Source organism: Clostridium aminobutyricum (genome assembly GCF_017255415.1).
Lineage (GTDB): Bacteria > Bacillota > Clostridia > Peptostreptococcales > Anaerovoracaceae > Aminipila > Aminipila aminobutyrica.
On record NZ_JAFJZZ010000001.1, the window covers coordinates 715,530 to 736,216 of the forward strand.

Annotated in this window: 19 protein-coding genes, 2 tRNA genes and 1 other RNA gene; 20 read left to right on the plus strand and 2 right to left on the minus strand. The window is 39.4% G+C overall.

The features are described 5' to 3' along the window. The first annotated feature begins 46 nt into the window (after window positions 1-46). The 7 genes from rsxC (at window position 47) to ssrS (ending at window position 5,853) form a co-directional block, all read left to right on the plus strand. Window positions 47-1,387 (plus strand): electron transport complex subunit RsxC, encoded by a 1,341-nt coding sequence (gene rsxC, locus JYB65_RS03485; RefSeq protein ID WP_206581222.1) that lies wholly within the window; start codon window positions 47-49, stop codon window positions 1,385-1,387. 13 nt (window positions 1,388-1,400) lie between these two features. Beyond that, complete coding sequence (locus JYB65_RS03490) at window positions 1,401-2,411, plus strand: RnfABCDGE type electron transport complex subunit D (protein ID WP_206581223.1); 1,011 nt, start codon at window positions 1,401-1,403, stop codon at window positions 2,409-2,411. Then, window positions 2,401-2,961 (plus strand): RnfABCDGE type electron transport complex subunit G, encoded by a 561-nt coding sequence (locus JYB65_RS03495; RefSeq protein ID WP_206581224.1) that lies wholly within the window; start codon window positions 2,401-2,403, stop codon window positions 2,959-2,961. The genes JYB65_RS03490 and JYB65_RS03495 overlap by 11 nt, the downstream gene beginning before the upstream one ends. Window position 2,962: 1 nt before the next feature. Beyond that, entirely contained in the window at window positions 2,963-3,586 is a 624-nt protein-coding gene (gene rsxE, locus JYB65_RS03500; RefSeq protein WP_206581225.1) for an electron transport complex subunit RsxE, read from the plus strand. Continuing rightward, window positions 3,586-4,167 carry an electron transport complex protein RnfA gene (locus tag JYB65_RS03505; protein WP_206581226.1) on the plus strand — a complete coding sequence of 194 codons (582 nt, stop codon included), beginning with the start codon at window positions 3,586-3,588 and terminating at the stop codon, window positions 4,165-4,167. The genes rsxE and JYB65_RS03505 overlap by 1 nt, the downstream gene beginning before the upstream one ends. A gap of 30 nt (window positions 4,168-4,197) precedes the next feature. Continuing rightward, entirely contained in the window at window positions 4,198-5,034 is an 837-nt protein-coding gene (gene rnfB / locus JYB65_RS03510; protein WP_206581765.1) for an RnfABCDGE type electron transport complex subunit B, read from the plus strand. Window positions 5,035-5,675: 641 nt separating this feature from the next. Continuing rightward, window positions 5,676-5,853, plus strand: a non-coding RNA gene (ssrS, locus tag JYB65_RS03520) — 6S RNA. Window positions 5,854-5,954: 101 nt separating this feature from the next. On the opposite strand, the gene JYB65_RS03525 is transcribed toward ssrS, so the two are convergent. Then, window positions 5,955-6,452, minus strand: coding sequence for a spore coat protein (locus JYB65_RS03525; RefSeq protein ID WP_206581228.1), 498 nt, complete (start codon window positions 6,450-6,452; stop codon window positions 5,955-5,957). A 253-nt stretch (window positions 6,453-6,705) separates the two neighbouring features. Here JYB65_RS03525 and JYB65_RS03530 point away from each other — a divergent pair, with 253 nt between their 5' ends. From JYB65_RS03530 to JYB65_RS03540, 3 genes are all read left to right on the plus strand, one after another. After that, a complete protein-coding gene (locus JYB65_RS03530; RefSeq protein WP_206581229.1) occupies window positions 6,706-7,536 on the plus strand; it encodes a formate/nitrite transporter family protein in 831 nt (276 codons plus the stop codon). A 381-nt stretch (window positions 7,537-7,917) separates the two neighbouring features. After that, on the plus strand, window positions 7,918-9,561 hold the full coding sequence (locus JYB65_RS03535) for an OPT/YSL family transporter (protein WP_206581230.1): 1,644 nt from the start codon (window positions 7,918-7,920) through the stop codon (window positions 9,559-9,561). Window positions 9,562-9,580: 19 nt separating this feature from the next. Then, window positions 9,581-10,543 (plus strand): P1 family peptidase, encoded by a 963-nt coding sequence (locus JYB65_RS03540; RefSeq protein WP_206581231.1) that lies wholly within the window; start codon window positions 9,581-9,583, stop codon window positions 10,541-10,543. A 134-nt stretch (window positions 10,544-10,677) separates the two neighbouring features. Here the strand turns inward: JYB65_RS03540 and JYB65_RS03545 are convergent, their stop codons facing one another. Then, window positions 10,678-11,478, minus strand: a complete 801-nt coding sequence (locus JYB65_RS03545; protein WP_206581232.1) for a histidinol-phosphatase HisJ family protein — start codon at window positions 11,476-11,478, stop codon at window positions 10,678-10,680. 81 nt (window positions 11,479-11,559) lie between these two features. Here JYB65_RS03545 and JYB65_RS03550 point away from each other — a divergent pair, with 81 nt between their 5' ends. The 10 genes from JYB65_RS03550 to JYB65_RS03595 all read left to right on the plus strand — a co-directional run bounded on the left by JYB65_RS03550 (window position 11,560) and on the right by JYB65_RS03595 (window position 20,549). Further along, the gene (locus JYB65_RS03550; protein ID WP_206581233.1) at window positions 11,560-12,135 is read left to right on the plus strand and encodes an RNA polymerase sigma factor; all 576 of its coding nucleotides are present in this window, start codon (window positions 11,560-11,562) and stop codon (window positions 12,133-12,135) included. A gap of 73 nt (window positions 12,136-12,208) precedes the next feature. After that, a complete protein-coding gene (locus JYB65_RS03555) occupies window positions 12,209-13,264 on the plus strand; it encodes an anti-sigma factor family protein (RefSeq protein WP_206581234.1) in 1,056 nt (351 codons plus the stop codon). Further along, window positions 13,225-15,969 carry a DNA polymerase I gene (gene polA / locus JYB65_RS03560; RefSeq protein WP_206581235.1) on the plus strand — a complete coding sequence of 915 codons (2,745 nt, stop codon included), beginning with the start codon at window positions 13,225-13,227 and terminating at the stop codon, window positions 15,967-15,969. Before JYB65_RS03555 ends, polA begins: the two co-directional genes overlap by 40 nt. Before the next feature lie 9 nt (window positions 15,970-15,978). Then, on the plus strand, window positions 15,979-16,572 hold the full coding sequence (gene coaE / locus JYB65_RS03565) for a dephospho-CoA kinase (RefSeq protein WP_206581236.1): 594 nt from the start codon (window positions 15,979-15,981) through the stop codon (window positions 16,570-16,572). Window positions 16,573-16,585: 13 nt separating this feature from the next. Next, window positions 16,586-18,244 (plus strand): ABC transporter substrate-binding protein, encoded by a 1,659-nt coding sequence (locus tag JYB65_RS03570; protein ID WP_206581237.1) that lies wholly within the window; start codon window positions 16,586-16,588, stop codon window positions 18,242-18,244. Between the two features lie 86 nt (window positions 18,245-18,330). Continuing rightward, a tRNA-Leu gene (locus tag JYB65_RS03575) sits at window positions 18,331-18,413 on the plus strand. A gap of 55 nt (window positions 18,414-18,468) precedes the next feature. Next, window positions 18,469-19,359 (plus strand): DMT family transporter, encoded by an 891-nt coding sequence (locus JYB65_RS03580; RefSeq protein WP_206581238.1) that lies wholly within the window; start codon window positions 18,469-18,471, stop codon window positions 19,357-19,359. A gap of 130 nt (window positions 19,360-19,489) precedes the next feature. Further along, window positions 19,490-19,576, plus strand: a tRNA-Leu gene (locus JYB65_RS03585). A 53-nt stretch (window positions 19,577-19,629) separates the two neighbouring features. Further along, a complete protein-coding gene (gene yajC / locus JYB65_RS03590; protein ID WP_206581239.1) occupies window positions 19,630-20,073 on the plus strand; it encodes a preprotein translocase subunit YajC in 444 nt (147 codons plus the stop codon). Between the two features lie 110 nt (window positions 20,074-20,183). Then, entirely contained in the window at window positions 20,184-20,549 is a 366-nt protein-coding gene (locus JYB65_RS03595) for a TIGR04086 family membrane protein (protein ID WP_206581240.1), read from the plus strand. Window positions 20,550-20,687: the final 138 nt, after the last annotated feature.

Genomic DNA, 20,687 nt, shown 5'->3' on the forward strand with positions numbered 1-20,687 from the left:
ATAATTCATGGTATTTTTAAATAAGCTAGAAGGAGAGAGTAAAAAAGTGTTAAAGAGTTTTCGTGGAGGTATTCATCCAAAAGATTCTAAAAGTTATACGGCTGATAAGCCGATAGAAATAGCCCCACTGCCGAATAAAGTTATCATTCCTGTAAGGCAGCATATCGGGGCCCCTTGTTCACCTATTGTGAAAAAAGGGGATTTAGTCAAGAAAGGACAGATCATAGCCAGCAGCGCTGATTTTGTTTCTAGTCCGGTACATGCGTCTATATCCGGTACGGTGTTGGATGTGGCAGAATATCCGCATGCCATATTCGGAAAGTGCCTTTCTGTTGTTATTGAAAGCGACGGTCAAGACACGTTTATAGAAGGAATTCCTTTTGAAAGAGACTGGCAGAAGTTAAAGGACAATGAGTTAAGAGATATTATCAGAGAAGCCGGTCTGGTTGGAATGGGAGGAGCTACTTTTCCTACCCATGTAAAATTAGCACCGCCGAAAGAAAAGAAAATAGATACGTTTATTTTAAATGCGGCAGAATGTGAACCGTTTTTAACAGCAGATTACAGAATGATGTTGGAGTATTCCGATCGAATTCTTACCGGGGTCCAAATAACGATGAAGGTTCTGGGCGTTTCAAAAGCCTACGTGGGAATTGAAGATAATAAACCCGATGCGGTAACTGCCATGCAGAAAGCCTTTGCAGGAACTAGCGTGGAAGTGAAAGCCATACCAACAAAGTACCCGCAAGGAGCAGAAAAGATGCTCATTAAAGTGCTGACAGGAAGGGAAGTTCCTTCCGGAGCGTTACCTGCGGATATTGGAGTAGTGGTTCAAAATGTCGGTACGGTAGTTGCCATTTATGATGCGGTGGTAAAAGGGATCCCGTTAATCCAACGAGTAACAACGATAAGTGGAAGTGGCATAAAAAATCCTAAAAATCTTTTGCTTCGAATTGGGACAACCTTTTCAGAGGCAGTAGCGCATTGCGGCGGGTTTTCAGAAGAACCGGCTAAACTCATCATGGGTGGTCCGATGATGGGATTTGCCCAATCTAATTTAAATATTTCGATCATTAAAGGGGTTTCCGGTATTCTTGGATTAACCAAAAAAGATGTTCAAAATGGTAAGGAATCTGCCTGCATCAGCTGCGGAAAATGTGTACACGTATGCCCGTGCGGACTAAATCCAAGCATGCTGAGTATTTTGGGACAGAAGAATTTCTATGAAGAAGCAAAAGAAGAACAAAGTCTGTTCGATTGTGCAGAGTGCGGAAGTTGTGTATACGTATGTCCTGCAAAGAGAAATATTGTTCAGTATATTCGATATTGTAAGATGAAAAATGCTGCCAAGGCAGCACAAAAGGCTGCGAAGTCTGTGACAGCATAGGAGGTGACCGTTTATGAACCGTGAAATCAGCATACAAGAGAATTATTTTGCCGTTTCGACATCTCCGCACATACGTGGAGATGAATCTGTTTCTAAAATAATGTGGACGGTAAGTTTGTCGCTGGCACCTGCTGCGCTGTTTGCTATTTATAACTTTGGCATTTCCGCATTAATCATACTGCTGACAGGGAGTCTGTCTGCAGTTGTGTTTGAATATCTCGTACAAAAATTCAGAAGAAAGCCGGTGACCGTTTCGGATGGCAGTGCTTTTTTATCCGGCTTGCTTTTAGCAATGTGCCTGCCGCCCACCATTCCACCCTATATGGCAGTAGTGGGTTCCTTTATTGCTATTGTGATCGCAAAACATTCGATGGGAGGCCTAGGATATAATATTTTTAATCCGGCACATATCGGTCGGTCAGCGCTTATGTTGTCATGGCCTGTATCCATGACAACATGGACAGAATTTAAGACAAATGTAGATGCAGTTACCACTGCAACGCCTTTAAATATGTTAAAGCACCAAGGCTACGAAACACTGATAGCGACCTTTGGCAGTGCGCCTGACATGTATAAAGCCATGTTCATCGGTACTCGAAATGGAAGTATTGGTGAAACTTCAACGATCCTGTTACTTCTAGCTGGTACATATCTAATCTATAAAGGTTATGTAAATTGGATCGTTCCTGTGTTTATGATTGGAACGGTAGGACTTTTAACTTGGGTTTTCGGACCGGCAGGGCTTTTTACGGGAGATCCTCTCTTTCATATGATGGCCGGAGGTTTAATCATAGGAGCCTTTTTTATGGCTACGGATATGGTGACCAGTCCCATTACAAAGAAAGGTCAAATCCTATTTGCCATAGGTGCAGGAATGCTTACGGTCTTAATCAGACTAAAAGGCGGATATCCGGAAGGAGTTTGTTACTCCATCTTGTTAATGAATGCGGTTACACCGCTTATTGACCGATTGGTAAAGCCGGTTAAATTCGGGGCAAGGAGGGTAGTGAAACATGTCAAATAATCACAATAAAGAGTACAGTATCTTTCAAATCGCTATGAATTTAACGGCTGCTTGTTTCATATCAGGTGCCATTATTGCCGTAACTTATCTGGTAACTACACCGGTTGCGGCGGAAAAAGCAGTGATGATGAAAAATGATACCATGAAAGCATTGGTAGAGGATGCGGAAAATTTTGAACCCATAGAAGGAAAAGAGGACTGGTTTTCTGCTCAAAAGAATGGGGAAGTCATTGGTTATGTTGTTCCGGCAGAGAGTAAAGGCTACGGAGGAACTATAAAAATACTGGTAGCAGTGAGTCCTCAAGGGGAAATTATTGACTATGACATATTAGCCCATAATGAAACACCCGGCCTTGGAGACAATGCCGGTAAGGAGCCTTTTAAAAGTCAATTTAAAGGTAAAACAAGTAAAGATTTAGAAGTCGTAAAAGATGTTTCTAAAAAGAATAATATTCAAGCCATGACAGGAGCTACTATTTCATCCAAAGCGGTAACCAAAGGGATCAGAGAAGCAGTAGAACAAGTTGAGCAGTTTGAGGGGGGGAAATAATATGAGAGAACTTTGGAATATATTTAAAAAAGGAATTATTTCAGACAATCCGATTTTTGTCCTCGCACTGAGTCTTTGTCCGGCTTTAGCGGTAACAAGCAGTGCAATCAATTCGCTGACCATGGGGCTTTCCGTTATGTTTGTTATTACAGCCAATAATACGGTTGTATCCCTTACCAGAAAAGTGGTCAATCCGAAGGTTCGTGTACCGGTGTATATCACGTCGGTAGCAACGATCGTTACAGTAGTACAATTAGTATTGCAAGCATACGCCCCTATGCTGTATAAGGAATTAGGGATCTATCTCGCACTGATTGTTGTTTTTGCTATTATTTTGGCCAGAGCGGAAGTGTTTGCTTCAAAGAACTCAGTGGTTCCATCCTTTTTCGATGGACTGGGGATGGGCTGTGGTTTTGGTCTTGCCATGCTGGTGATCGGCATCATTCGAGAACTTTTCGGGGCAGGAACCATATTCGGCATCCAAGTATTCGGCTCTTGGTATAATCCTGCGCTGATTATGATTTTACCGGCAGGTGCATTTATACTCATCGGTTATATGGTAGCCGGAGTCAAGATGCTTAATGATCATTTGGAAAAAGTTAAACTGGAAAGAGGTGAGGCATAATGGGTGAATATTTGACACTGTTTGTCAGTGCGGTCGTTGTAAATAATTTTGTTTTAACACGTTTTTTGGGACTTTGTATTTTCTTCGGAGTGTCAAACAGTTTAAATGCTTCCGTTGGTATGGGGATGGCTGTAACATCGGTTATGACGTTGAGCTCTATGCTCGCTTGGACGGTGCACCACTTTGTTTTGGCACCCTTTCATTTAACGTTTTTAACAACAGCGGTATTTGTGCTTTTAATCGCAAGCTTTGTTCAGCTTTTAGAAATGATTATAAAAAAGCATGCACCTACTTTATACAATATGTGGGGCATTTACTTATTATTAATTGCGACAAACTGCGTTGTGCTGGGTGTACCGCTTTTAAATGCAGAGTCTAATTTTTCTTTTATAAAAAGTGTAGTACATGCCGTTGGATCCGGTATGGGATTTGCGCTGGCTATTATCCTAATGGCAAGTTTAAGAGAAAAATTAAGGTTGGCAGATGTACCTAAATCATTAGAAGGGCTGGGTATTGCATTTATTTTGGCCGGAATGCTTGGCTTAGCTTTTATGGGATTTTCCGGCATGATAGCGGTATAGAAAGGGGCTGAAAAAATGGATATGAGTATTATAAGCATTGCAATTTCAGTGTTAGTTGTAATGACATTAGTTGGATTGGTATTTGGTTTCATATTGGCAGCTGCCAATAAAAAGTTTGCCATTGAAGTCAATCCCTTAATTCATCTTGTTGAAGATATATTACCAAAAGGTCAGTGCGGAGCCTGCGGCTATGCCGGTTGTATGGCCTATGCAGAAGCTGTGGTGATGGATCCGGATATATCACCAAACCTTTGTATTCCGGGGAAAGCAACTGTTGCGAAGCTGGTAGGCGAACTAACCGGCAAAGTAACCGCTGAAATGGAACCAAAAGTAGCCTATGTGAAGTGTAACGGTACAGCAAGCAATGCAGTTAAAGCGTATCAGTATAGTGGCATACAAGATTGTGCGGCAGCAACCTTACTTCAAGGAGGTCCGAAAGGATGTCAATATGGCTGTATCGGGTTTGGAACCTGTGTTAAACATTGTCCTTTCGATGCTATGACTATGAGCGAAGAAGGCTTGCCTATTATTAATTCAAGCAAATGTACGGGCTGCGGAAAATGTGAAAGCGTCTGCCCGAAAAAAGTGATTGAATTAGTTCCTATTGGAAGTCCTGTAACAGTGAGCTGCAACTCAAAGGATAAAGGGGCTTTGGCACGTAAATTGTGTCGAGTTGCCTGTATTGGATGCGGAATCTGTGCTAAAAATTGTCAGCACGATGCAATAAAGATAGAAAATAATCTTGCGATAGTCGACAGCACTATCTGCAGTACAAAATGCAGTGAAACAACTTGCCTTTTTAAATGTCCGACGGGAGCAATCAGAATACAGAATAGTGTTGAGACTGTGGAAAGGTCTGTAAGCTAGTTAAAAATTATTCAAAGACTCCTGGATTCATTCTGTTATCATAGGAGTCTTTTTACGATTTCCTTCCTAATTATTTTATTATTTTACATAGACAACGTCTAAAACAAAAGATAGAATATAAATATAAAAGGTAGTCATATGTTGAGTGGGGGAATCATTATGCGTTGTATACATTGTGGGAAAGAGGTACGAGACGGCGTCGTATTTTGTATTCATTGTGATAGACCGGTTAAGCGGGAATATGCGCACTATGCATGCGAATTTTATGATTCCGTTTCTGTGAGGGAAAGATTGTTCAATATTCTTACTGGGATTTTTAGTTCAGGTAATACTCAAAAGGAATTTAGGAAATATAAGCATCATTCGAATAGGGTAAATAATAAATTAAACCTCAATCAAAAAGTGCATTCAGCCAAAAATGCTTATGGGCATTATTTAAAGTCAATCAGTAATATAAACAGCTCATCTATTTCCTCCAAAAGTGAAGAGAGCATCAACTTGGAAGATTTAGTGAAAAAAGGGAAAAATCTATGGAAATATCTCTCCCAATAAATAGACACCAGTTTAGGGAAAATATACTAGCGTTAAATGCTTGCAAAATTCGAATCAAATAGTATAATATACATATAATAAAGTTGTAAAAAATCCTGAAGTGTTTGTTAAGGTATTATAATTCAACCTACAAAGTGACATTGGGAATTCGAGTTTTTGACAGCCTATGTCAAGCCTCCGTTGCAGTGGAAGACAGAAGCGGAAACAGAGTACCCCCCTATCAATGATAGGGTGTGAATTATAACCTGACGGCATGTTGGGATTTTTATTTTTTTGATCATTTTATAGTACAAGTGATATGTTGGACATGACAAAAGACTATCACTTGAACCAAGTCGATAGTCTTTTCGTATGAAAGTTGAAATTATTTAGTTGTACATCCCATGCTGAGCCATGTAGTTATAAATTTTTTCGCCGTGCTCCTGTTCTTCTTTCTGAATATGATTCAGAACCTGTCTGATACTTGCATCTTTAAATTCAAAAATGGCTGTATCATAAACAGCAGAAACATGTTTTTCGGTAGAAAGCGCATCCGTACAAAGATATGCGTCAGATTTCGATTGATTTCCAGAAACAGCAGACTGAGCCTGTAATTGTGGCATTGCCTGCATCTTTTGTTGCATTTGCTGCTGCATTTGCTGCTGATTACCTTGTCCGCCTGCGTTGACGTTTGGAACCGTTCCGCTTAAGATTTGGTTAATAGAGTTTAAATGTTCTCTTTCTTTGCTGCCTAACTGGCGGAAAAGATCTTGTAACTGCGGATCAGATGCTTCGGATGAATATCTTTCATATTTTTCTATGCAAATTTCTTCCTGTTTCTTACTGTCCTGCAATAACGACGTTTCTTTTTGTGTTAATGTTATCATATAAATCACCTCAACTATAATATGTACCGTATTCATTAAAAAATGTAAAAAAATTTTACAATAGAGGAAATTTCAAATGTTTACTTTTGGTATATGATCTTGCAAATTGCCGGCACTTACACTATAATTAACCTCGAGTCTCTTTCCATACTATGGTAAAGAAGAAAAAACATTGTAAATGTTGTTATAATCGGATGAAGAAAAATTGGATTTTATTTTGTTAAAGATATGATTTATTATCGATGGAGGCGAAATGATGAAACCCTTAAAACCCGCAGAAATCCTGGATTATACGATTGAAACTTCTGTTGCGAAATCTGGTGGCAGCTTTTTAAAGCTATTGGTTCTTGGCATTCTGGCAGGAGCATTTATCGCGTTTGCGGCAGAAGGTTCGAATATGGCGGCTTTTAACTTGTTCTACGATCCTACGACTTACGGGTTAGGGAAAGTGTTGGCCGGTTCTATTTTTGGAACGGGGTTAATGTTAGTCATTCTTTGCGGAGGAGAACTATTTACGGGAAATACCTTGATTTTAGCTGCAGTAGTTGAAAAAAAGGTGACTGTAAGCAAGATGCTTCGAAATTGGCTCATTGTATATATCGGGAATCTAATCGGATCCCTTTTGATTGCTTATATGATGTATCATTCCGGACTATTTGCGAGCGGAGCCGATGTACTTGGGGCCGTTACGCTGAAAATTGCCGTTTATAAAGTGAACCTTTCTTTTTTACAGGCATTTTATTTAGGAATTATGTGCAATTGGCTCGTTTGTTTGGCTGTTTGGCTATCTTTTGGGGCGGAGACCATGGCCGGAAAGATACTGGCTATATTCTTCCCGATATGGCTCTTTATCACTTCGGGTTTTGAGCACTGCGTTGCCAACATGTATTACATTCCGGCGGGGATTCTAGCGAAGGCCAATCCTGATTTTGTGGAATTGTCCCATGTTACTTCGGAGGCACTGAATGCATTGACTTGGAGCGGATTCTTTATAAACAATCTGTTGCCGGTAACGCTTGGGAATATCGTCGGAGGAAGCATTTTTGTGGGTCTGGCATACTGGTTTATTTACAAAAAAGCTTAAATTGATAATGGTATAGATCATTTTTATTGGTGCAATGGGCAATTCTTTATGGAAAATATTGAATTGCTTTTTTTATTGTGATATATTCTTTGTTGCAGACAGTATATCGCGTATAACTGTACTGTGCGACCGAAGGGGAACGAAGACTCCCCCGGAGGAAATTTTTATCTATTTTTTTGAAGCCTATATCCGAAGGAATGGGACTGACGTGTATTAATTTAGAAAATCAATGATTTTTTTGAATTTTTCAGTTCAATGAATATAGGCAGCTGATTGGGCATCAAGCTGCTTTTTTAGTGGGCAGAAAAAATCGTTCGTTACTTCTATTCATTTTTTGTGGCGATTTAGGTGGGCATTTTCGTAGTTGAGAAGGAGTAGAATATGTTGAAAGAAACTACAAAAGTAAATTATGCAAGGTCTTTTAGAGAACAACTCACAATCCGAGGATTGCTGATCGGTAGTATTGGTACGGTTATACTGACGATGAGCTCCATGTTTGTGGCACTGAAACTCAGTTCGCTGCCGTGGCCGATCATGTTTGTGGCGCTGGTATCCATGTTTGCACTCAAGGCCTGCGGTAAGACAAACATCAATGAAATTAATGTAACCCATACTGCCATGTCTGCCGGTTCCATGGTAGCAGGCGGATTGGCTTTTACACTTCCGGGAATTTGGATGCTCAATCCGCATGCGGAAGTGAAAACACTTTCTTTGATTGTGGTAACCGTTTCAGGCGTTATTTTGGGATTGATTTTTACGGCAATGATCCGAAAATACTTTGTGGTAACCAAAGAGCTACCTTATCCGATGGGACAAGCTGCTGCGGAAGCATTGATTGTAGGGGATGCGGGCGGTAAAAAAGCAATCCTGTTATTTGCGTCGATGGCTCTCAGTGCTATTTTTACGCTGCTAAGAGATCAATTTATGAAAATTCCGGCCACCTTTATGAATGCCAAGATGATTTCATTTGGTTCGTATGGCGGGATATGGCTTTCGCCGATGCTGATTTCCGTGGGGTATATCATAGGCCCTGTTTTTATCGGCGTATGGTTTTTAGGGGCAATTATCGGCGACTTTGGCATCTTAATAGGAGGACAGTCCTTTGGCTTATGGGATGCTGCGGCGGCAGCTTCGGTTAAGGCTTCTTTAGGAATCGGGTTAATGGTTGGAACCGGCGTCGGTATTATTGTGAAAGGCATTCTGCCAAAGGCAAAAGAAATCTTTGCACCGATGTTTTCGAAGGACAACATAGGAGACAGCATTATCCGTCTTCGTTGGGCACCCATCGTCATGGTTGTGATTGCATTTTTATTGACGGTTATCACCGGAATGGGTATTGTAGCTTCTATTGTGACCATTGTAGGAGTATGGCTTGCAACTTCTATGTCTTCTCAATGTGTAGGCCAATCCGGTATTAATCCGATGGAAATCTTCGGTATCATCGTACTGATCGCTGCAAAAGCGGTATCCAGCGTAGGTCAAACCGAAGCTTTTTTCGTGGCGGCAGTAGTAGCTGTGGCATGCGGTCTTGTGGGGGATGTCATGAATGACTTCAAGGCAGGATACCTATTAAAGACAGACCCGAAAGCACAATGGATTGCCGAGGCAGTAGGTTCGGTCATCGGTGCCTTGGTGTCGGTGGGTGTATTATTAGTCATCGTCAATGCATACGGTGCAAATGTATTTGGAACGGAAGTATTCCCGGCGGCTCAGGCAAGTGCAGTAGCAGCAATGGTGGGAGGCATTTCAAATATGCCGGCGTTCCTCATTGGGTTAATCGTTGCAGTCATTCTTTATTGTGTAAACTTTCCGGTAATGACGCTGGGATTAGGGGTATACCTTCCGTTTTATTTGTCGGCAACTGCATTCATCGGCGGAATGCTTCGATGGGTAATCGACAAGTTTGCACCTGAATTTGAGAAAAAAGGCACAGGCTCGATTATCGCAGCAGGATTGCTTGGCGGAGAAGCGATTGTCGGCGTTATTTTGGCTTTGATTGTTGCTGCCAAAATTATGTTGGGCTAATAGCCTTTGGGAGGATAAAATGAAAGAAATAAGCGTGAAGGACATAAGAGGCATTCGAGTAGGCCATGCTCAAAACCGAACAGGCGGAACAGGCTGTACAGCTATTATCTGCGAAAACGGCGCATGGGCCGGTGTAGATGTTCGAGGCGGCGGGCCGGCTACCAGAGAAACCGACTTGTTGAAATCCGAGAATCTGGTTCAGCAGATTCACTGCGTGATGCTAAGCGGAGGGAGCGCGTATGGTCTGGATGCTTGTTCCGGAGCGATGCAATATTTAGAAGAACGAAATTGTGGTTTTGATGTAGGCGTAGGGGTGGTCCCTATCGTTTGCGGAGCTTCCTTATTTGACTTGGTGGTAGGGGATGCAGGCTGCAGACCTGACAAAGCCATGGGATATGAAGCCTGTAGAAACGCTGAAGAAGGTATAACGGCAGAGGGAAATGTCGGAGCCGGAACGGGTGCTACGGTGGGGAAATATTTAGGAAGAGAGCGGCTCATGAAAAGCGGACTGGGTATCTATGCCGTTCAAATCGGAGAAGTACAATGTGCGGCAGTTGTTGCCGTGAATGCGCTTGGTGATGTAATAGATATCGAGACGGGAAAAAGACTCGCAGGCATCCTCAATGAAGACAAGACTGCTATCAGTAATACAGAAGAACTTATGTATGAGGAAATCGCAGATACGCGAAACGTTTTCAGCGGAAATACGACAATCGGATGTATTATAACCAATGCGAAAGTGACAAAGCCGCAGGCGAATAAGCTGGCAAGCATCGCACACAATGGGTATGCAAGAGCGATCCGTCCGGTTCATACTTCGGCAGACGGAGACACCATCTTTGTGATGGCAACCGGAGAAGCGGAAGTTTCACAGGAAGCGTTAGGTGCCTTGGCCGCAGAGGTCATGGCAAAAGCCATTAATCGTGCGGTTTTAAACGCCGAATCCGCTTATGGCATCAAAGCAGCCAAAGACTTTCTTTAAATGAAATTTTTTAGCAACAGTAGTTTAAATGTATTTATATGTAACAGGCAACACAGTGTTCAAAATATCCGTCTGTGTTGCTTGTACAAATAAATTATTAAAATATTTTCGCTGTAAATTTCTTCTATAAGTTTTTACAGTTTTACGAAGTCCGGCTTTCGATTTTCAAAGGTTGTTAAGTATTTAAATCCAATATTTTTAAGCATCTCCATGACTTCATCAAAATGATCGGCGATATTTGCGGTGTTATGGGCATCGGAGCCATAGGTGAGGATTTCTCCGCCTAAATCTTTGTATAAGGTGAGAATTTCTCTCGATGGCGTTGTTCTTCCGTCTTTCAAGTATCGGAAGCAGGAAGCGTTGAACTCAATCCCTTTGCCGTTTTCAATTAATAACTTCAAAATAGCCTCTATTTGATCCATATAAGGCGCATAATTTGGTATTTCTTGATTCGGTGCATAACGATCGATCACATTGATGTGCCCCAATACATCAAAATCCTTATATTCCTTTAGGCAGTCGTACACATATTGATAACATCTTTCAAAGCCCTCATGAGTCGTTCGGATCCCGTCAAAATAGCCCGTATATAAGTCCAAATTATCAACACAATGAAAGGAACCTATAATAAAATCATAGGTGAAATCATTGGCTGCTTTTCTGCACTGCGCTAAGGTCTGTCCATGCTGAATGCCAATCTCGATACCTTTTATGATTTTTATTTGATTTACATATTTTTTTTCGACATCTAACAATGTTTCATAATATTTATCAAAATCTATCAAAAAAGGAAAATGAGGATCGGGATAGTCCGGGTCAAAATGATCGGTTATCGCCAATTCCTTGACACCCTTGCGAATAGCAGCTTCTATCATGTCTTGGATAGGGGTTGTGCAATCATCAGAAAAAAAAGAGTGGGTATGATAGTCGTACATTTATGTTATTCTCCTTGTTTATTTGATCTAAATTTTGTATAATAGCTTATCATAAATTGTCGCATTTGAAAAGAGCACTGTATGATGAATTTAGATGAAGAAAAGCGTTTAATAGAACAGGCAAAAAATGGAGACGAGGGTAGTTTTGAGACCCTCATTTTGTCGTGTAAAGGAAAAGCATACAATATAGCGTTTCGGTATATGAACAATGAAAGTGATGCGTTGGACGTCATACAGGAAAGTTTCATCAAAATGTTTCGGCATTTGCCTAAATTTAACGGGGATAGTAAATTTGATACATGGGCCTATCGAATTGTGGTAAATACCTGTCATGATTTTTTGAGAAAAAGTAAAGATAAATATAGGACTGTTCCCCTATTCAGTTCCGAAGAAGAGGAAGAACCTCCGCTCGAAATAGAAGATCAATCACCCAAGCCGGAAGATGTGCTGCTTCATAAAGAAGAAAGTGCATATATTATAGGCTGCTTAGAAAAAATAAATTCGGAACATAAAGAAATTATTATTTTAAGAGATGTAAAAGGCTTTTCCTATGAAGAAATAGCTGAGATTCTGGAATGCAACATAGGAACTGTCAAATCGCGCATATCGAGAGCAAGAAACAAATTAAAAGAAGTATATTTAGCAAATAGAAGCTAAATGAAGGAACTTTTGAGATATATTTTTCGTCAAATAAGTAGATTGATTAAAAAAGAAAGGAAGGAAGTGTCATATGAATTGTACTGAAGTAAAAAAGCGATTGCCTTTATACATGGATCATATGCTTGAATCTCATCAGATGGATCAAATAGACGATCATTTGAATGTTTGTGATGACTGCAAACGGGAACATGAAGAAATGATTCAGATGCTTTCTTTGTTATCAACGATAGAAGACGTTCCGCTTCCTGAGGGATTTGATTTAAAACTTCGTATGGAACTTAAGAAAGAAGCCGAAGAGATTAGGAAGGGTAGACCTGCGTCGCATAAAAAAACAAAATGGAGCGGATGGAGACGATTCACTTCTATTGCTGCAGTTTTTGTGGTTGGTTTATTCTCCGTATTCCTGTATAATAATGTTGATGGGTTCAATTTAGAGAACCTGGGGGATTCCTATCATGCAGTGAACCTGTCGGATCAAGCTTCAAAATCCACTTCGGAAGATGTGAAAGCTTTAAAGAAGGCAGAAGTAATGTCTGAAGATGCGGATACGGATGTAAAATATGATATAAATGCAGCTTTAAAAAATAGTATGGTTCGATCTTCAGCAGAAGACTCAGGTATAAATTCGAAGCAGGAATCCTCAGAAAATGCAGCTTCTGATCAACCCTTTGTGGATGATTCGCAAATGACATTGAAATCTGCGGCGTTAACTGAAAATGCAGCTTCTCAGAGTACCGGCAGTGCGGCAGAGGTTGTGCCGGATGATTCGCAAACAAGGAAAAACTATGCTTTAGCGGAAAACTTTAATCCAAGTCGATTTTTGGAAACGTTAAGTCAAGAGGATGCTCAAATTTATAAGAGACTTCTCAATGCAAATATTTTCCTATCCTCCGGAAGAGATTCCAATGCTGTCATTTATTATATCAAACAAATGAATAAAGTTCTGGGCGATTGTGATTATAAACTAGTATCATGCTACCAAGAGCCGGAAGGACTGTGGAATATAGAGATTTCCATTACTACCACAGACGAGAATGGAAATGAAGTCAAAGAAGACGTAACTTATTGCGGCAAGGACGGAGAACTATGGAAAAAAGAATTGTCATTATCGACGGAAACAGTTTAATTAATCGAGCTTATTATGCCATGCAGCGACCAATGATTACAAAAGAAGGACTGTACACTCAAGGGGTGTACGGTTTTCTTAATATGCTGGCTAAAATTAAAAATGATTATGAACCAGGCTATATTGTAGTCGCTTTTGATAAAAAAGCACCTACTTTTAGACATTTGGAATTTGACGCCTATAAGGCAGGGCGAAAACAGATGCCAACCGAATTGGCGATGCAAATGCCGATTTTAAAAGATGCTTTAGATGCATTAAACATCAAGATGGTTGAATTGGAAGGTTTTGAAGCGGATGATCTGATCGGCACCATCGCAAAGGAAGCAGAAAGATCTGATTTGGAGCCTCTCATCATTACCGGCGATAAGGATGCACTGCAACTGGCTACGGATAAGACGAAAGTTCTGATCACCAAGAAGGGGATTTCAGAATTCGAATTGTTTGATGAGAATTCATTTCATGAAAAATACGGTTTTACTCCGTTACAGTTCATTGATTATAAAGGCTTGATGGGGGATCAATCCGATAATATTCCGGGACTCCCCGGAGTTGGTGAAAAAACAGCACAGAAATTGATTTTGGAATTTGGTTCGATTGAAAATTTAATTGCCAATACGGAACAAATCAGCAATGAAAAATTGAGAGTGAAGGTGGAAGAAAACGCACAGCTCGCTACGATGAGCAAAATGCTTGCCACCATCCATACCAATGTGCCGATTGATATGGATTTTAGCCAGTATTTATCGGAAGAACCAGACTATGAAAAATTAATTGAAATCTATACAAAACTTGAATTCAACAGTTTTTTAAAGAAACTGAAAAATACAAACTTAAATGAAGCGAAAAAAATAAATCAAGGAGAGGCGACTGGCGAGGACGAAGCTGCTGGATCCCCAAGAAATCAACGGAAAAGTTTGATTGTCTGTTCGGAAGCTGAGCTTGCTGACGTTCTCTCAAAACTGAAAGAACAAGAAGAAATACTCCTAAAGGTCTATTCGGACAAGAATCATCGAAATATACCATTGGTTTACGGTATTGGAATTACGTCTACAGAATTCGTCATTTATGTAACCTGCAATCAGGATGAAGCGATTATTCCGACTTTACTCCGGACTATCGTGGAGAAACAATTAAAGATCATCGGGTATTATTTGATTTATGATTATTATGCGCTGCTGTCCAATTGTCTGCATGACGGTTTTCATGTAACGGCATCAAAGGAAGGGTATGTATTTAATACGGTTTTTGATTGTGCCATTGCTGGATATGTTTTGGAACCATCCAAAAGTAACTACGATTTAAAAACCATTGTATATGAAACCCTTCATATCGAGATGGAAAATGAAGATGAATTCATATCGGCAAACGGACAGATGAGCTTACTGGCTGATACAAGTGAAAGCTATTTGGCGTATACGGAAAAATGGGCACAAGCTATTGAAGATATTCGGTTTATTCAACAGAATAGGCTGAAACATGAGGACTTGGAAGAAGTTTATTATACCATTGAACTGCCTTTAATCGAACCGATGGCGTCTATGGAGGTCTATGGGTTTAAACTGGATAAGCATGAGCTGATTACAGCAGGAGAATCGATAGCCCTTCAAATCCACGAACTGACGGCTAAAATTCATGAATTGGCAGGGGAAGAGACATTCAACATCAATTCTCCTTCTCAATTAGGCGTTATTTTATTTGAAAAGATGGGACTGCCGGCTGGCAAAAAAACCAAGACGGGGTATTCAACCAATGCCGAAATTTTAGAGAGAATCAAGGATGAACATGAAATCATTCCTTTCATTTTGGAATATAGGATGTTATCCAAATTAAAAAGTACCTATATTGACGGGTTATTGCCGTTGGTACACGAAGATGGGCGTATTCATGCACATTTCCAGCAGACGGTAGCGGCTACCGGAAGGCTCAGCTGTACGGAGCCGAATCTGCAGAACATCCCGATTCGTCAAGAACTGGGACGTAAATTGCGAAAAGCGTTTGTTCCCAAAGAACATTTCACTTTAATCGGGGCAGACTATTCTCAGATTGAGCTTCGAATTTTAGCGCACATGTCGGACGAAGAGCATTTAATCCATGCGTTTAACAACCATGAAGATATTCACAGGGCGACAGCATCCAGAGTATTCGGAATTCCTGAAGATGATGTAACCCTATTACAGCGAAGCAACGCTAAAGCGGTTAATTTCGGCGTTATTTACGGCATGAGCGGATTCGGACTGTCAGAGGAATTGAATATTACGCGAAAAGAAGCTGAAAAGTATATCAATGAATATTTCAAGACCAATCCGAAAGTCAAAGAATTCATGGATAGCCAAATTGAATTTTGCAAACAAAATGGGTATGTGACGACTTTAATGGGAAGAAAAAGGACAATTCATGAAATCAATGCCAGCAATTATATGGTGCGTCAATTGGGAGAAAGATTAGCCATGAACAGCCCGATACAGGGCAGTGCAGCAGATATCATAAAATTGGCGATGATAAAAGTTTACCGTGAATTAAACAAAAGAGGAACGCAATCCCGATTGATTTTACAGGTTCATGACGAATTGATTATAGAAACGGCTCAGGATGAAGCAGAAGAAATAAAGGAATTATTAGCCGCTTGTATGGAAAGTGCTATGTCTTTAAAGATCAAACTCGCGGTAGAAGTAAATCAAGGAAAGAATTGGTATGAATTAAAGTAAGGGGCAGTAATGAAAGTAATTGGTTTAACCGGAGGAATTGGGAGCGGCAAATCCACCGTCTCCAAATATTTAATGAGCAAAGGCTACGAAATAGTGGATGCCGATCAGATCGCCAGAGAGCTGGTGGCACCTCATTCTGAAACACTTGAACGAATTCAAACTGCTTTTGGAAAAGATATTTTATTGAATGATAACAGTTTAAATCGAAAAGCTCTTGCAGATATCATTTTTTCCGACCCTGAGAAAAAGAAACAATTGGATGAAATCATGCACCATGAGATCATACGAATTATTCGTAAAAGGCTTGATGATGCGAGAGCAAAGAGTCAAGGCAAAGCCGTATTTGTTGATGCTCCTTTACTGTTTGAAGTGGGATTGGAGCAATATGTAGAACAAACGTGGGTCGTAGATGCCAGTGATGAGGTTCGAATAAACCGAGTGGTGGAACGGGACCAGACGACTCGGGCAATGGTACGGGCAAGAATTGACAATCAGATGAGCCGTGAAGAAAAAAATCAAAAGGCTGATATCGTTTTAGATAATTCCACCACAAAAGAGAAGCTATATGAACAAATTGAAAATTTACTTTTACAGTTAGAATGAAGGTTTAGCAAAAATGATAAAAAAATTAGTTTCAATAATAGCATGTTTGACGATTGCATTTTCGTTTTCGGCATGCCGAAATGCTGCCGACTTCTTTAAAAGCAATGATGAAGAGAAGGTTACCTATACCGAGTCCAATACGGTTAATCTGCAAATGGAAAAAGCAAGAAGTCTCAATCCGGTTATTTCAAAAGATGAAGATACATTTCAAATCAGTAAACTGATTTATGAAAGCTTGTTTACTTTTGATAAAAATCTTTCCTTAGTCAACAATTTAGCAAGTGACTACGTCTATAGTGCGGATAAGTTATCGGTATCGATTACTATAAAAAATAATTCTTATTTCAGTGACGGAACCAATCTAACAGCTGATGATGTGAAGTTTTCCATCGAAAGTTATATGGATGCCGCCGCAAGCAATAACACGATTTATAAAGATTATGTATCGAATATCAAATCGGTATCTGTAGAAAAAGGTAATAGATATTTAGTTAAAATTAAATTTAAGAATACGAATAATGTGGCGATGGATCATTTTACGTTCCCGATTTTGCCGGAGCATCTTTTTAAGAAAGGCTCTGCGGCTAAATCGACTTCCAGTAACTTTATTCCGGTAGGATCTGGGCCTTATAAGGTGGAGAGTTATAATGATATTTCAGAACTTAAATTGGTAGCCAATGAAAACTATAATGGAACAAAGATAAAAAATAACTTAAGCTTTACGGTATTGCCGGAAAGAGAGGATGTAATCCCGCTGATTGAGGTCAATAACATTTCGATCGGATTTTTAAATGAGATGTCTCGAGATACTTTAATTGCAGACAAGAAACTGAACAAAACGAATTTGCTGTCCAATGAAGCGGAAGTGATTGGTTTTAATTTTGCCAAAGAAAACATGGCCAATAAAAAACTCCGTCAAGCGATCGCCTATGCTTTAGATAATCAAGCCATTAACGAAAATGCTTATTATAAAAACGGCGTGCTTTCGGACACCATTTATTACCCGGGCTATTTGGGCACAAAAAATACAGGAGATCATTATAAATTTGACCTTGAAACTGCTGCCAAGCTTTTAGTCTCTGCAGGTTTCGCAGATAGAGACGGAAATGGTTACTTGGAAGGTGCAGATGACAAAGAACTTTCTATCGATATTTTGGTAAACAGCCAGGATCAAAACAGGGTGATTGCCGCGGAAGCGGTAAAATCTTCTCTTGATAAATTAAAAATATTCAACCGGATTGTATATGCCAACGGTATGGATGAGTATAACGCTAAATTAAACAGTGAAAACTATGATATTTTTATCGGTGGAATGAAGATCAATGAAATGTATGATCTAAGACCTTTGTTACATTCCGATTATTCCAATTTGATTGGTTATTCCAACAAAAAGGTGGATACGCTTTTAGATAAATTAAAATCCGGTATTTCTGCGGAAGAACAAATAAAAACAGTGGAAAGCCTTAAGGAAATATTAGAGGAAGATCTGCCGTATTACTGTATTATCTATAAAACCTATGGTGCTTTAACGGCAAAATGCTTACAAAGCAATGAAAAAGAATACTCCTTTAACAATTTGTACAGGGGCTGTGAAAAGTGGTACTGCAAATATGTGGTGACTAAAACACCACAAGTAGTAGACTCGACTGACACGGAAGAAGAGCCTGTATAACGCGTTAAAGAGAGCAAAATAGTTTTCTCATTTTATCTTTACTTATTTTAGAGAGTATGCTATTCTAGTAAAGGTAATTTGAGTATGCGCCCGTGGCGGAATCGGCAGACGCGCACGTTTGAGGGGCGTGTGAGCAATCGTACCAGTTCAAGTCTGGTCGGGCGCACCACAAAATAAACGGTTGGATGATATCCAGCCGTTTTCTTTCGATAGAGGAAAATAAAATGACGGGAAAAACAAAAGCATATATATATCTTATATTAGCAACGGTAGGTTGGGGCACACTATATGTGGCGGGGAAATATGTATTGGAGGTTGTGCCAAGCTTTACTCTTTTATTTTTTCGTTATTTGATTGGTATTTCAACGCTGCTGCTTTTCTATAGGAATAGGCCGAAAACGAAGATTGCAAAAGAAGATTATAAAAAAATTGGGGCCATTGGTGTGGTAGGTTATTTTTTAGGCATTGCCTTTCAGTTTATCGGAACAAATTACTGTTCCGCTTCTATGGCTTCCATTATAAATTCGGTGAATCCGGTATTTATTATTCTTTGTGCTGCTCTGATGATTAATGAAAAGCCTACCAAAAACCAGATTATTTCAGTAATAATTGCTTTAATAGGCACGGTTGTAATTATCGGAAATATCGGAGAAGGAAATGAAACCATTGGAATCCTATTTTCTTTTGGCTCGGTTGTGACTTGGTCGATTGCGTCGGTCTATATCAGAGAAATATGTCAGAAATATGATACTATTTTAATTACCATATATGCCATGGGCATTGGATTTATTTGTGATATTCCTTTTGCCTTTTATTCTTATATAAGCGCAGGACTCACGCTATCCAGTTTTTCTCTTCCTATAATATTGTGTATCTTATATATCGGTACAGTTTGTACCGCAGGAGCTTTGACTTTTTGGAATAAGGGGCTTGAATTGTTAGATTCCTCCACCTGTTCCTTGTTTTATCCGCTTCAGCCGCTCACTTCAGCGGTTTTAGGAGTAATTTGTCTAAATGAAGCATTAAATCTTAATTTTATTGTTGGGAGTATTCTGATAATCGGTGGAATTGTTTATGCTGTTTTAGCGGACAGGAACAAATTGGAAAAACTATAAATAGTATACATAATGGATATAAATGGAGTCCATACAACAAGATGCTGAGTGGGGTTTGTTAAATAATTTTTAAATTTATAAAAAATGGACTTGAAATCCTGTTCGTCCTATGCTAGAATTTAGCTAATGCGCCGGCGTGATGGAATTGGCAGACGTGCGGGACTCAAAATCCCGTGGTGGCAACACCGTATGGGTTCGACCCCCATCGCCGGCACCATTTTTTTGGGATGGAAATCGTGTTTATGATATTACATAGGGAGGAAATTACTAATGAGTAACAGTACATTAATACAGTTAGCGCCTTTAGCTTTTTTAATATTTATCATGTATTTTTTATTAATCAGGCCTCAGAAGAAAAAAGAAAAAGCTGTTAATGAAATGAGAAACAACGTAAAGGTTGGTGATGATGTCATCACAATTGGCGGCCTTTGTGGTAAAATTGTTAAGGTGAAAGACGAAACGATTGTCATTCAAGTTGGAGCTGAAAAACTTAAATTTGAAATGATGAAATGGGCTATTTCTAAAGTGGTAAGCAGCAATGAATCTAGAGTATCTTCTAAGAAAGCCAGACCTGATGAACTATCAGAAGATGAAGACACCTCGAAAAAAGCTCTGCCAAAGAGAATGAAGAGACTTGGTTCTGAGGAAGCTGATTCGGAAGAAGCTGTGGAACCGATCGAAGATGTGCTATCAGAAAACACGGAAGAAAAATAAATAAGCGTATTTCCCCGCAGAATTGCGGGGATTTTTTTAGTTCTTATTTCCCGGAATAATCAATATATTTATATTGCAATATTTAAAATATTGTGATAGGAGGAAATAGGATGAACTATTTTGCTAAAATTTTAAAAGGCTATTTACTGGCTTTTTTTATCTTCTTTTTATTTACGGTATTCATTACTTTGTTGATAAAATTTACTGCAGTTCCAGAGTCACAAGCGGCTCTTTATTTACTTGCAGGCTTATCTTTGTCTACGATTTTCCTAGGACTATATATGGGAAATTTAATAGGTAAACATGGTTTAATGGTTGCCTTAGCATTCTCACTTTTATATACGTTTTTAGTGTTATTTGCCGTACTTTGTGCCTATTCAAAGCCAATTAACCCTCAATCTTTTGATGTGAAGTATGCGGTTCCTGTTTTGTTGGGAGGAATAGGAGGAATAATTGGGGTAAACTTAAGAAAATAGCGAATCAAACGGGATTTTTACTTGTGAAAATGTTCAAAAAGTAATATAATTATGAGAAGTGCTTTTTTGAGTATTTAATTACAAGTACCCATTTAGGTAATTATATAATTTAAGCTATTAATAGAGGTGAACAAAAAA

Bases quoted from the DNA above. Each gene is read 5' to 3' on its own strand.
- JYB65_RS03490 (WP_206581223.1), top strand. From the start codon at position 1,401: ATGAACCGTGAAATCAGCATACAAGAGAATTATTTTGCCGTTTCGACA.
- JYB65_RS03495 (WP_206581224.1), top strand. From the start codon at position 2,401: ATGTCAAATAATCACAATAAAGAGTACAGTATCTTTCAAATCGCTATG.
- rsxE (WP_206581225.1), top strand. From the start codon at position 2,963: ATGAGAGAACTTTGGAATATATTTAAAAAAGGAATTATTTCAGACAAT.
- JYB65_RS03505 (WP_206581226.1), top strand. From the start codon at position 3,586: ATGGGTGAATATTTGACACTGTTTGTCAGTGCGGTCGTTGTAAATAAT.
- JYB65_RS03525 (WP_206581228.1), bottom strand. From the start codon at position 6,452: ATGATAACATTAACACAAAAAGAAACGTCGTTATTGCAGGACAGTAAG.
- JYB65_RS03530 (WP_206581229.1), top strand. From the start codon at position 6,706: ATGATGAAACCCTTAAAACCCGCAGAAATCCTGGATTATACGATTGAA.
- JYB65_RS03535 (WP_206581230.1), top strand. From the start codon at position 7,918: ATGTTGAAAGAAACTACAAAAGTAAATTATGCAAGGTCTTTTAGAGAA.
- JYB65_RS03540 (WP_206581231.1), top strand. From the start codon at position 9,581: ATGAAAGAAATAAGCGTGAAGGACATAAGAGGCATTCGAGTAGGCCAT.
- JYB65_RS03545 (WP_206581232.1), bottom strand. From the start codon at position 11,478: ATGTACGACTATCATACCCACTCTTTTTTTTCTGATGATTGCACAACC.
- JYB65_RS03550 (WP_206581233.1), top strand. From the start codon at position 11,560: ATGATGAATTTAGATGAAGAAAAGCGTTTAATAGAACAGGCAAAAAAT.
- JYB65_RS03555 (WP_206581234.1), top strand. From the start codon at position 12,209: ATGAATTGTACTGAAGTAAAAAAGCGATTGCCTTTATACATGGATCAT.
- polA (WP_206581235.1), top strand. From the start codon at position 13,225: ATGGAAAAAAGAATTGTCATTATCGACGGAAACAGTTTAATTAATCGA.
- coaE (WP_206581236.1), top strand. From the start codon at position 15,979: ATGAAAGTAATTGGTTTAACCGGAGGAATTGGGAGCGGCAAATCCACC.
- JYB65_RS03570 (WP_206581237.1), top strand. From the start codon at position 16,586: ATGATAAAAAAATTAGTTTCAATAATAGCATGTTTGACGATTGCATTT.
- JYB65_RS03580 (WP_206581238.1), top strand. From the start codon at position 18,469: ATGACGGGAAAAACAAAAGCATATATATATCTTATATTAGCAACGGTA.
- yajC (WP_206581239.1), top strand. From the start codon at position 19,630: ATGAGTAACAGTACATTAATACAGTTAGCGCCTTTAGCTTTTTTAATA.
- JYB65_RS03595 (WP_206581240.1), top strand. From the start codon at position 20,184: ATGAACTATTTTGCTAAAATTTTAAAAGGCTATTTACTGGCTTTTTTT.